General features: G+C 39.6%; 11 protein-coding genes. All 11 read left to right on the top strand.

The features are described 5' to 3' along the window. The first annotated feature begins 4 nt into the window (after positions 1–4). The 11 genes from asnB (at position 5) to J3L18_RS05460 (ending at position 12,972) form a co-directional block, all read left to right on the top strand. On the top strand, positions 5–1,846 hold the full coding sequence (asnB, locus tag J3L18_RS05510; protein WP_129567602.1) for an asparagine synthase (glutamine-hydrolyzing): 1,842 nt from the start codon (positions 5–7) through the stop codon (positions 1,844–1,846). Between the two features lie 15 nt (positions 1,847–1,861). Next, on the top strand, positions 1,862–3,508 hold the full coding sequence (locus J3L18_RS05505; RefSeq protein WP_129567601.1) for a glucosamine inositolphosphorylceramide transferase family protein: 1,647 nt from the start codon (positions 1,862–1,864) through the stop codon (positions 3,506–3,508). Continuing rightward, positions 3,508–4,578, top strand: a complete 1,071-nt coding sequence (locus J3L18_RS05500; protein WP_129567600.1) for a glycosyltransferase — start codon at positions 3,508–3,510, stop codon at positions 4,576–4,578. The genes J3L18_RS05505 and J3L18_RS05500 overlap by 1 nt, the downstream gene beginning before the upstream one ends. 59 nt (positions 4,579–4,637) lie before the next feature. Next, the gene (locus J3L18_RS05495; protein WP_176844335.1) at positions 4,638–5,090 is read left to right on the top strand and encodes a hypothetical protein; all 453 of its coding nucleotides are present in this window, start codon (positions 4,638–4,640) and stop codon (positions 5,088–5,090) included. Between the two features lie 209 nt (positions 5,091–5,299). Beyond that, entirely contained in the window at positions 5,300–6,385 is a 1,086-nt protein-coding gene (locus tag J3L18_RS05490) for an NAD-dependent epimerase (RefSeq protein WP_091162528.1), read from the top strand. A 91-nt stretch (positions 6,386–6,476) separates the two neighbouring features. Continuing rightward, positions 6,477–7,607 (top strand): glycosyltransferase family 4 protein, encoded by a 1,131-nt coding sequence (locus J3L18_RS05485; protein WP_129567599.1) that lies wholly within the window; start codon positions 6,477–6,479, stop codon positions 7,605–7,607. Positions 7,608–7,634: 27 nt separating this feature from the next. Further along, complete coding sequence (locus J3L18_RS05480; protein ID WP_129567598.1) at positions 7,635–8,438, top strand: phytanoyl-CoA dioxygenase family protein; 804 nt, start codon at positions 7,635–7,637, stop codon at positions 8,436–8,438. Between the two features lie 31 nt (positions 8,439–8,469). After that, on the top strand, positions 8,470–9,444 hold the full coding sequence (locus J3L18_RS05475) for a hypothetical protein (RefSeq protein ID WP_091162525.1): 975 nt from the start codon (positions 8,470–8,472) through the stop codon (positions 9,442–9,444). Then, on the top strand, positions 9,441–9,947 hold the full coding sequence (locus tag J3L18_RS05470; protein ID WP_090526775.1) for a GNAT family N-acetyltransferase: 507 nt from the start codon (positions 9,441–9,443) through the stop codon (positions 9,945–9,947). Before J3L18_RS05475 ends, J3L18_RS05470 begins: the two co-directional genes overlap by 4 nt. 23 nt (positions 9,948–9,970) lie before the next feature. Beyond that, positions 9,971–10,996 carry a GNAT family N-acetyltransferase gene (locus J3L18_RS05465; protein WP_129567597.1) on the top strand — a complete coding sequence of 342 codons (1,026 nt, stop codon included), beginning with the start codon at positions 9,971–9,973 and terminating at the stop codon, positions 10,994–10,996. Positions 10,997–11,019: 23 nt separating this feature from the next. Continuing rightward, complete coding sequence (locus tag J3L18_RS05460) at positions 11,020–12,972, top strand: polysaccharide biosynthesis protein (RefSeq protein WP_112654431.1); 1,953 nt, start codon at positions 11,020–11,022, stop codon at positions 12,970–12,972. Positions 12,973–13,088 lie beyond the last annotated feature (116 nt).

The following is a 13,088-nucleotide window of genomic DNA, read 5'->3' as shown; positions in this document are numbered from 1 at the left end:
TTTTATGTGCGGCATTTACGGATCAACAGTGAGGTATGACGATAACATCATATTTCAAAAACTGGCAAGGGCCGATTTCAGGGGCCCCGATTATTCTGGCTTTGAACACAATGGTCCGGTTACCTTAGGCCATAACCGGTTGGCTATTGTTGATCTGGATCACCGGTCAGATCAACCCTTAACTTACAATCACCTTAAAGTTGTATTTAATGGCGAAATCTACAACTATAAAACCTTAAAGATAAAGCTCATCGCCCTGGGTTACAGATTCCAGACCGATTCGGATACAGAAGTTATTACAGCCGCCTATCTTGAATACGGCGAAAACTGTGTCAACCATTTCAACGGCATGTTTGCCTTTGTAATTTTTGACACCCGCACGCTCCAGCTTTTTGGCGCCCGCGACAGGCTTGGCAAAAAACCATTTTACTATACCCAAAATGGTTTAGATTTTGAATTTGCCAGCCAGCCATCGCAAATATGTATAGGCCGGAATGTAACTATTAATGAACAAGCTATTAACGAATATTTTGTATGGGGATACGTTCCCGAACCCAAGTCAGCCTGGAACGAAATCCAAAAGCTTGAGGCCGGGCATTCATTTTGTTTTGATTGCAACACCGGCAGTTTCAGAACAAGAAAATACTGGGAACTGGACTTAAACCATGCCGAACGCTATGAAGGAGTATACCAGCAAGCACAGGCCGATTTAACCCGACTGATTACTAACGCTGTTGATATACGCATGCATGCCGACGTGCCGCTTGGTGTATATCTTTCAGGCGGCATCGACTCATCACTTGTTGCGGCCATAGCTTCAAAAAACTATAACAATGTAAAAACCTTTTGCATAAAATTCAGAGAAAAAGGTTTTGATGAAAGCGTTTTTGCTCAAAAAATTGCCGATCATTTAAAAACAGACCATCATACGATTGAATGTAATAAAGAAGAAGGCCTCGAACTGATTGAGAGTTTCGGCCGCTATTATGACGAGCCTTTTGCCGATTCAAGCGCCATCCCATCCCTGCTGTTAAGTAAACACACCAAAAAACATGTTACCGTGGTTTTAAGCGGTGATGGTGGCGATGAAAGCTTTTTAGGATACAGCCGTTACAAATGGTTTAACATGGTTAATCAGCTGTTTAAATGCCCGTTGGCGCTGCGTAAAAGAATAGCCGATATAATTAGCATCTCCCCTAACTATCGCCATAAGTTAATTGCAATGGGGATCTGCAATCCGGAGGTTAAATCACTTTACGGGCTTATGCTGGGCGGCCTGGAATACTCATGGCTCGAAAATCCTAACATTGGCCTGCAGGTTCCGTTCATGGATATCTGGTCGTCAAAATCAACAAGCATGCTTCAAAAGCTGTCGGCATTTGATACCAAGACCTATTTAAACGGTGATATAAATACTAAGGTCGACAGGGGCACAATGGCTTTTTCGTTAGAAGCAAGGGCGCCGCTTATGGATTACCGGGTAATTGCATTTGCTCAAACCCTGCCCGACAGCTATAAGTTTAAATACGGCATTCAAAAAAGGATTTTGAAAGATATACTATACCAATATGCGCCGGCACAGCTGTTTGACAGGCCAAAATCCGGCTTTACAATGCCGCTAAGCCATTGGTTTAAAAACGAATTGAGAGATCACGTAATGGACCATCTTTCAATCAGCGAGTTAAAGAACATCCCTGGTATTAACGTACAAAAATCCTTTGCCATGATAAACGACCACATGAGCGGCAAATGGAACAGGGCAACGCAGATCTGGAAACTGCTTGTGTATACACAATGGCTTAAAGATCAGCGCTCAAAAGCAATTTCAACATACCAGGTAGCTTAAAATACTCTAAACCTTATGATCCAGATTAACAACAGGGCTATGCGTATAGTACCATACACAGTTGTGTGGTTTGCCGCTAAGCCCAATTTATGGGGCTGCCTGTTAAAATACTATAAACAAAGTAAAAGCAGTGAAGCTGTTCCGGGATATCGCAAAGAGGATTTTTTTACCAAAATAATTGATATAACCGTACCTGTACCTGATATTGAAGCCAATTTTGATAAAAACACATCATACGAAATACGCAGGGCCATTAAAGATGGCGTATCAACCGTGATGGGTACCGGCATTAAAGCCTTTATTGACTTTTACAATGCATTTGCAGTTACCAAAGGCCTGAAAAAAATTAATAAAGAATTTTATAAATACAAGCCGCACCTGTTTATCACCAAAGCGGTTTACCAGGATCAGGATATTGTTATGCACGCTTACATCCGCGATCATTCATCACAAAGAGTAAGGCTATTGCATTCGGCTTCCCTGTTCAGAAATGAAAATGACAGCCAGTTAAGGGCTGTTACAGGCCGGGCAAACCGCCTGCTGCATTTTGAAGATATCCGCTTTTTTAAACAGCTTGGGTTTAAAATATATGATTTGGGTGGCTATGCTTACAATACATCGGATACCGAACTTTTAAAGATCAACAAATTCAAAGATAGTTTTGGCGGAAGCCTGCTGCAGGAAACCGACTATCTGCCTATGTCACTAACACTCCTGTCATTTTTTAAAAATAAATTTCGATTTATGAAAGACCTTATCTCCTCATTCATTTCATTTATTCACAAAGTGTTTAGTTATGACAAATGGAATATAGGTTATATATCACAATCTCCCGAAAACCTTATCCACACTCAGCAGCTAAACGGAAAAATCAATTGGTTATCAGAAGATAAAGTGGATTATACAGCCGATCCTTTTACTGCAAATATCAATGGCCGTTTACATCTCTATTATGAAGAGCTTAATTTCTGGAAGGGAAAAGGCGAGATCATGATGACCGATGACATGCATTTCAAAAACAAGAAAAAAGTAAATGGCATCATGGAAGACGAAATACACCTCTCTTATCCTCACATGTTCACTGACAGTAACCGGCTATACTGTATTCCGGAAACAGGCAGAGCTAAACAGGTGGCTCTTTATCAAATTGATATGAATAACCCGTATAAGTTTGAAAAGATTAGGGTGTTGCTGGAAGGCCAGGCATTTGTTGACAGTTCCATTATCCATTACAACAACAAATACTGGCTCTTTACAAGTGTTTCGGGAGAACACGGTGTACTGTATTTATTTTATGCCGATACCCTCGACGCTCCATTTAAGGCACATAAACAAAACCCGATAAATGTGGCGTCAAACGTGAGCCGGTCGGCAGGCAGGTTATTCGTTGTTGGTCAAAAGCTTTATATGCCCAGCCAAAATCCAAAAAGGTGTTATGGTGGCTCTGTAATGATCAATGAAATAACCACTATAACCGAAACAGATTTTCAATACCATACCGCTTTTGAACTACTTCCTCAGGCACCTTATGATGAAGGATTGCATACTATAAATTTTGAAGATGGATTATTAATTGTTGACGGAAAACGCAAAGTATTGAGTGCAATGGGGCCATTTAAAAAAGTGATCAGGAAGCTGAAGAGCCTTAATAATCCTAACTAATGCCCAAGATGAAGCCTAAATTACTTTTTGTTTCAATTACCAACAAGGCAAATGGCGCCGAGAACATACTGTTACAGGCCGCCCGTGCAAGTAACGCTTCTCTGCTATTTTTAAAGAAAGTTGAAAGTGGGGGGTTAAATATCCCCAGCGATCAACAAGTTGAATATGTGAGCAACGGAAGCATATTAAGTGGCTTTTCCAGGTTAATAAAAAGCTTAAGCCCCTACCGCACAGATCATATTATTTTTAGTACACATCCTTACTTAAATGCTTTCCTTGGTTTTTTAAAACGCATTGGATATTTAAAATCAAAACTCATAGTAAGGGAATGCTCATCTGTTTTAACCCGGTACAGCGGTTTAAAAAAATTGAGTTACCAGATAGCGTATCGGCTTGGCTACCCAGGGGCAAATTTGGTTGTATGCCAAACCAGCAGCATGCTGGATAGCTTTATACAGCATCTCCCATACATCGACAAGCGAAGGGTTATCATTCAGAAAAACCCGATCGACATTGAACAAAACCTAATAAAGGCCGAAGAAGCACTGCCCGCCGCCGATGTCGCTGTTGAATTTATTTGCGCAGCTGGGCGGCTGATCCCTGAAAAGGGTTTTGATATACTAATTATGGCTTTTGATGAAATTAAAGCTTCCCGCCCCAATTTGCAGCTCCTGATATTTGGCGAAGGCCCGGAGCAAACCTCGCTTCAAAAACTGATCAGTGAATTAAAATTGGAAGGCCGGGTAGTATTAAAAGGGTGGATCGCAAACCCAATGCCTTATTTTAAGCATGCAAAAGCCTGCGTTATATCATCAATCAAAGAGGGTTTTCCGAACGTATTGCTGCAAATGATGATCCTGAACCCAGTTATAATCAGCACAAATTGCGCGGGAGGTATCGATGAGATTCCGGGCATTTACCTGGCTGAAGCCGATAATGTAAACTCGTTAACAACAGCGGTGAACACCGCCCTCAGCACTAATAGCAATCATAAAGACCTTATAATGCAATACGTAGAGGACCGTACCCCCGAAATATTCATCAAGTCGATACTGAATGCACTGGTATAAACGGCCCCTGACTTATACATAGTAGCGCAACAACTTTAACTAACTAAAATAAAAATTTTATGAAAACAATTATTAAATCCACCCGAAATGTTGTGTTGCCTATAATAACAATTGTAGCCATGCTATCTGCTATTAACGGCTGTAAAAAAGCCGACCAGCCAACACCAACACCAACTACAACACCGCCTACAACTACTCCTCCTGTTACAACACCACAGGACGAATCTATCAAATCGATAAGCTTGATAGGGTTGAGAGTCGATAGCGGCTTTTGTTACAAAATTGGCTATGATTTACCTGAAATTGGGGATTCAAACACCTCTCCAACTGTTTCAAAGCTCAGGCTGTTTGAAAATGGTGTTGAACTGGGGCCGGCCCACTCTACCCACCGTGATATCCGCAATTTTGGACTGGGACAATTTAGCCATTGGGGCAACACATTGTATTTCTCAACGTCAGACAATAGTAATCCACTTACAAACGGGAGAAAATACACTTATACCATGAAGTAAGATTTATCAAATCACACTCAAACGCGCGCAATTTGATAAACTCCTTACTCAAAAGTATTCTGCAACAAGTACATCTACCTGCCTTTTTCGTTACCGTTCCTGATTCTTTGATACAGGCATTTACCATTATTTAAGCGTTCGCGCTTATAATCAACCAATAATCAACGCCTTCCACTCAGGCTTTCATTCAAACCTAATTTCACTTATTTATGAAAATTTTAATTACCGGCACTGCGGGATTTATCGGCTATCATTTAACCCAAAAATTACTTAAACGCGGTGACACCGTTGTAGGCATTGATAATATTAACGATTACTACGATGTAAAGTTAAAGCACGCCCGATTGCAGGATGCCGGCATAAAAGTATCAGGAATGGTTTATAACAAACCTGTTTGCAGCACAAAACATCCAAATTATACGTTTATTAAACTGGATATAACGGATAAAGAAAATCTGCAGCAGCAATTCCAAAACTATCAGTTTGATGCCGTTTGTAACCTGGCCGCACAGGCCGGTGTGCGCTACAGCCTTACTAATCCCGATGTTTATATTGACACAAACGTAAAAGGATTTTTAAACATCCTGGAATGCTGCAGACATTTCAAGATTAATCACCTTGTTTACGCCAGTTCATCAAGCGTTTACGGTTTAAACAAAAAAATGCCCTTCAGCGAGCATAATATCGCCGACCATCCGGTTTCATTATACGCAGCATCAAAAAAAGCCAATGAAATGATGGCCCATACCTACAGCCATTTATTTAACCTACGAACTACGGGGTTACGTTTTTTTACAGTTTACGGGCCGTGGGGTAGGCCGGATATGGCTTTATTTATTTTTACCAAAGCAATTCTGGAAGGCAGGCCTATTGAAGTTTTTAACAACGGTAATATGCTTCGCGATTTTACCTACGTAGATGACATTGTTGAAGGCATTATGCATGTTATTGATCAGCCGGCAGAGCCCAATTTTCTGTGGGATGCCAAAGATCCTGATCCGGCTACATCATCTGCACCTTTCAGGGTGTTTAACATTGGCAGAGGAGCACCGGTTAACCTGCTTGATTTTGTAAGCGAAATTGAGGCACAGGTGAACAAAAAAGCAATCAAAACACTAATGCCAATGCAGGATGGCGACGTTGCCGAAACCTGTGCCGATGTTTCAAATTTAGATGAAATGCTGAACTACAAGCCTCAGGTTTCTGTTCATACAGGGGTTGAGCGATTTATTGCATGGTATAAAAAATATTACCATATTAAAAGCACCAGGCCCGAGCCGGTCCTTGTTCACTAAAATACCACCTTCGATAACGGTGCATTGTCTTTAAACGGCATTACATCCCTAATTAAATCCTCGCTCATAACCTATTGCTTATTATACCATCATGGCAAGCAAAAAAGTGCTGATCGCCTGCGATTCAGCCAAATCGTTAATTGATTTTAGAGGTAAATTAGTTGAGCTGATGCGGAGAGAACATACTGTTTATGCTTTTATCCCTGCAATACCGCCCGAGCAACGCGCAAAACTGGCATTGCTAAACATCGTTTTATTTGAAAACAATCTAAACGGCAGTAATGTATCGATCTTATCTGATCTGAAATACGCGTTGAAACTTTACCGGCTCATTAAACAGCTAAAGCCGGATGTTTTTTTTCCATACACCCTTAAACCGGTTATATATGGAACACTTGCAGCCAAACTGGGCGGTGTGCGAAAAATAACCCCGATGCTTTCGGGCCTTGGGTATAACTTTGTTAACGGTAACACATCTTTAACAAGCAAAATTACACGCTTACTACTTAAGTTCAGCCTTAAAAACAGACAGGGGTTGTCTGTCATCTTTCAAAATAAAGATGATGTACAAACGCTGCTTGATTCTGAAATAATATCGGCAAAGCATCAAACAGCAGTGGTTAACGGATCGGGAGTTGATTTGAGCTACTATACCCCTACCCGCCCGGATATTAATAATATAAGCTTTATCATGGTATCCAGGCTAATCAATGCCAAAGGGATCCGCGAATATTTTGAAGCAGCGCAAATTGTATTCCTAAAACACCCGCAGGTAACTTTCAAACTAATCGGATCCTATGATGATAATGTCGATGCCATTCACCCCGACTTATTTTCGGAAATAAAGCACCGGAGTGTAATTAATTACCTGGGCGCCGTTGATGATGTAAGACCATATATAAGCAGTTCATCTGTTGTGGTACTGCCTTCATACTATCGGGAGGGAATTCCACGGTGTTTGCTTGAAGCCATGGCTATGGCGCGCGCCATTATAACCTGCGATTCTGTTGGTTGCAGGGAAACTGTCGAAACGTCACCCAACAGCAATGGATTTTTAATACCTGTAAAAAACACAGCCGAACTTGTGCAAAAAATGGAGTATTTCATAACTAACAAGGAAGCTATCAGCAGTTTTGGGCTTAACGGACTGGCCTTGGCAAAGGAAAAATTTGATGTGCATAAAGTAAATGCTATGATGATGCAGATTATGGACCTGAACTAATTAGCCAAAAATCAACAATACAAATTCATGAGAAATAGACTTAACTACGGAGACAGGCACTTTGAAGATTTCCGCGTTGCGATGCGTGATTACGGATGGGTTATTTTTGAGAATGCTTTAGACAGCGATTTTGTTGCAGTTATTAATGAGGACTTAAAGGAAGGGTACGTAAAACGACGAGCCATTCAGGAAAAAAACGGGATAGGCTCTAATATGGTTGGCACACTTCACCACCTTGTTGAAAAGGACAATTTCAGCTTACCGTTTATTGAAAAAATGTATTGTGCCGACGAGATTGCTTATTTTTTGAGTGGTAATTATATACTTAATGGCTTTAATGCTGTAATACACACCCAGCAGCAACATCCTTATGTAAGTAACATGCACCGTGATGTGCGCACATTTTTAGGCGACACGAAATTATTAGTGCAAATGATAGTTACCCTTGATGATTTTACCGAAGAAAACGGTGCTACCTATTTCCTGTCGGGCTCACATAAAACAGATATCAGACCTAACGAAACTTATTTCTACGAAACCGCCGACAGGGCGGTAACACCAAAACGAAGTATCATCCTTTTCGACTCCAATATATGGCATGCTGCCGGCGAAAATAAGACAATTAAGCAACGCCGGGCATTAACGCTGGGATTCACCCGCCCTTTTATTAAACCACAAATGGACTATCCAAGGGTATTAGGCTACGACTTTATTGATAAGCTTAGTGCTGATCAGCGGCAGGTATTGGGTTATAATTCACGTATCCCAGAAAGCCTGGAAGAATATTATCAGCCCATTCATTTAAGAATGTATAAAAGCGACCAGGGATAACAACTTTATTTTTCACACTCAATTTACAGTCATGCAAAAAAATAAAGCCGCGTTAAAACCCATAGGCGGGTATTTGGAGCTGGAACTGCCCAAAGGGAATGAATACTATCCCGATTTGGTTAGGTTAAACACAGGACGTAATGCATTAGAATACATACTGATACAAAAAAAATATCATAAAATTTATATTCCTTATTTCACCTGCGATGTACTGCTTGAACCAATTGTACGAATAGGCATTCAATACCAGTTTTATCATATTGACCGGCAGTTAGATCCCATAATTGATTTTGAGATTGAGCCTGACGCCTGTTTTTTATATACCAATTACTTTGGTATAAAACAAAAAAAAGCATCAGAGCTTAGCGTCAAAATCAAAAATCTTATAATTGATAATTCGCAAGCCTTTTTTTCAGAGCCCCTTGCCGGCATTGATACATTTTACTCGTGCCGTAAGTTTTTTGGCGTTCCGGACGGCGCATACTTAAGCATTAAAAGAAAACTCACTAAAAAGTTACCCGTAGATAGCTCAGTAAACCGGTTTTCGCACCTCATAAAAAGTATAGACGCAGGTATCGAAGCCGGGTATTCTGACTACATTAACAACAGCAAGGATCTGGAAAACAACGAGATCAGGTCCATGTCGTTATTAACCCGAAAGATACTTACAAGCATCAATTACAACGAATGTGTATTTGCAAGGCAACGAAACTTTAATTTTTTGCATAAGCACCTTGCTGAATTTAACCTGCTCAAGTTTGATGCCGCTGATGAGCATACAGTACCGCTGGTTTATCCTTTTTTAACTAATGACCGGCACTTAAAAGTACATCTGATACAGAAAAAAATATATGTTGCTACCTACTGGCCTAATGTATTTAAGTGGACTAAGAAAAACACCAACGAAAATTACCTGGCCCGGTGCTTAGTGCCATTACCAATCGATCAACGGTATGACCTTCAGGATATGTTTTATATGTTAAATACGCTAAGACTTTTTTTATGACCATTTCAGTTTACATACGCCCCCTTGTAATAGAAGATGCGTCCGTATCTTACGCATGGCGTAACGACCCATTGATATGGGTATATACAGGCTACAAACCCACTCATTATATTAGTTCGGAAATAGAAACAGCCTGGTTACGTGAAAAGCTGGCCAAGCCCGATCAGCTTAGATTTGCAATTTGTGTTAAAGAACTTAATACATATATAGGTAATATCCAACTGCTTGATATTACTGATCATGACGCAGAACTGCACCTGTTTATTGGTAACAAACTTTACTGGGGTAAAGGAATTGGTTACCAGGCAACAGTACAGATGATACGGTATGGCTTTTTAATAAAGGAACTGGATGAGATTTATTTAAAGGTCCACCCTGCAAATATCGCGGCAATCACTGTTTATGAAAAGGCCGGATTTGAAATTACAGGTAAGGTAAATGATTTGATTACAATGAGTATTACCAAAAGTAAATTTGTTTGCCTTCAAAATCAACAGTCATAATTACTATCATAAACTTTAATTCAATGATTAAGATCTTTACCCTGCTCAATAAAGATAAATGGATTTTTTACGTCGGTAATTCGGCCGAATATGATTTTTATCATACATGGCATTATCACTCCCTTGAAACAGCTGGAGATCCTGTTTTATTTATTTATGAGGAGTCAGATACCTACATCGGCTTCCCCCTGCTGCAGCGAAAAATTCCGGGTTCTGATTATAGCGACCTAACCTGTGTATATGGTTTTTCGGGTCCGTTTTCAAACAAAAGGATTGATGAGATAGATGAGGACTTGATGGAAAATTTTAAAAGCGCTTTCAACAATTTCCTTATAAAGGAAAGGTACGTATCTGTTTTTGTAAGACTTCATCCTTTTTATAAGCAGCAAAAATTACTGGAGAAATTTGGAGGTGTTCACGAAAACGGAAAAACGGTAGTACTTGACCTTTCAGTGCCTATTGATGAACAGCGCAAAAAATACAGGCAATCAACCATGGATGCTATTAAGCACGCATGGAAAATGGGGTTTAAAGTAAAGGACGAAACAAATGCTGACGGCTTAAACACCTTTGTCGAAATTTATACCGAAAACATGAAACGCGTTGGCGCCAGTAGCTACTACCTGTTTAATGAAAAATACTTTTCAGAAATATTAAACACCTCTGAATATGAGGCCCGTTTGCTTACTGTTTACTACAACGAAATTGCAATTGCAAGCACCATAATAGCCTTTACAAATGGCATTATTCAAGCCCATTTAGTTGGTGCCCGCGCAGAATATTTACATCATAGCCCAACCAAATTTCTGGCCGATTGCATAACGCAGATTGGCAGAGAAAAAGGAATGAAATATTACAACCTGGGCGGTGGCCTTGGATTTAAAAACGACAAGCTCTTTGACTGGAAATGCGCCTTCTCCAACCTCCATCTTGACTTTAAAACATGGAGATATATTGCCAATCCCGAAATGTACCAAAAGCTTTTGCAGGATAAGGGCATTGAAGAAAATGCCGAAGTAGACTTTTTTCCGCTATACAGATACGCTTAAGATAATACCTAAATAAACCAGTTATGATATACCTCAAAAATTTGTTATTCCAGGATAAGTTCCATTCAAGATGGTTAATCCTGGTAATTGACCTGATGGTAGTTTTGTTATCATTATGGACATCTCTATATTTTAAAAACCGGCTTCAGTTTGATCCCATCAGTCTTTATTATATGCTCTTTTATTGCAGCAATGCGGTGCTGGTTTTTATGATAATGAAAATACATACATGTATTATCAGGTATTCCAACACACGGGATATGATGCGGATTTTAATAACCGTACTGGCAAGTAACGTTACTTTTCTGCTGTTTTATCATTTGTTCTTCGCTTTCTATCTTAAAATAGATGTCAGCGGATTGATGGATGTGCTGCTGATCAATTTCTTTATCACTTCGTCTATGCTTATGTGTATGCGTATTATTATCAAGGATGTTTTTAAATACATTGAGACAACAAGCTATAAAGTCGAAAAAGAAAATGTACTCATCTACGGCTCCACCGAACCTTCCATACTAATTAAAAATGCCCTTGAAGCACAAAAAGGATTTATACTCAATGTTCAGGGCTTTATCGACACCGGGGTTGACAGAATATCAAAATGCATTGAGCAAAAGCAGGTTTATCCTATCAAATCAATTGATATGCTAAAAAAACGCTATGATATAAAGTCAATGCTGATAACATCCGAGGATATAAAAATCGACGGAAAAAGAAAGGCGGTTGAAAAATGCATTGAACTTGGCATAAAAGTAATTGTTGTGCCGTCATCAGACCAGTGGATCAATGGCAAGCCAAACCTAAATCAGTTTAAAGATTTAAAAATAGAAGACCTATTGGAACGAAAACCCATAAAAATCTGCAATGAACATATTTTAGATGACATTAAAGGTAAAAGGATTCTGATCACGGGTGCTGCCGGTTCAATAGGTTCTGAGCTCGTAAGGCAAGTGTTAATGTATAGTCCGGAATTTGTTGTATTATGTGACAGGGCCGAAACCCCGTTGCACGATATTCAAATGGAAATTGAAGACGGTTTGTACGGAAACCGCACCAGGATCTTTATTGCTGATATCCAAAATTCTGGTCGTATAAAAACACTATTTAATTTATACAGGCCTCAAATAGTATTCCATGCGGCAGCTTACAAGCACGTACCGATGATGGAAAATAATCCAACCGAAGCTATTTTAACCAACGTATGGGGCACAAAAATCCTGGCAGATATTTCAATAGAATTTAATGTCGAAAAATTTATAATGATATCAACAGATAAAGCGGTGCGTCCAACAAACATCATGGGGGCCTCAAAACGGATAGCCGAAATGTATATTCAATCGTTAAATAACCTGTTGTTTGAAGAGCATTTTTTCAACTCTGATCCGTCAAAAGGCAACCAAACCAGGTTTATAACAACCCGCTTTGGTAATGTCCTTGGATCAAACGGCTCCGTCATCCCTCGCTTTAAAGCACAAATTGAAAAAGGCGGGCCTGTTACTGTTACCCATCCGGATATCACAAGATACTTTATGACTATACCCGAAGCTGTACAACTGGTACTTGAGGCAGCCGTAATGGGTAATGGGGGTGAAATATTTTTGTTTGACATGGGCGAACCGGTAAAAATCGCTGATCTGGCGGCGAATATGATAAAAATGGCTGGTCTTGTTCCGGGAAAAGATATCGAGATTGTTTATACCGGCTTGCGGCCTGGCGAAAAACTATATGAAGAGTTGTTAAATGCGGAAGAAGAGGTAATACCTACTTATAACAAAGACATCAAAATCTCCAAAAATATCCCGGTTAGTTACGCTAAGATCAATAATTTAATTAAGGACCTTTTGGAACTTAACCTGCATAATGAAGTTGACTTGATGGTATCGAAAATGAAAACCATATTGCCCGATTACATCAGCAATAATTCCCAATATGAAAAGCTCGACGTAAAACTGATTGACAAACAAATGGTAAACTGAGCTTTTTTTGTAATTTATATGATTAATCTTATAGGTTTCCAATAATAATTTGCAGATTTAAGCAAATTATAACCTAAGATCCCATTCGCATTACAATGGGCAAAGCTGAAGATTGT

The organism is Mucilaginibacter gossypii, from assembly GCF_017569325.2.
In the GTDB taxonomy this organism is placed as follows: domain Bacteria; phylum Bacteroidota; class Bacteroidia; order Sphingobacteriales; family Sphingobacteriaceae; genus Mucilaginibacter; species Mucilaginibacter gossypii.
This window is presented reverse-complemented; position numbering and strand designations above follow the sequence as displayed.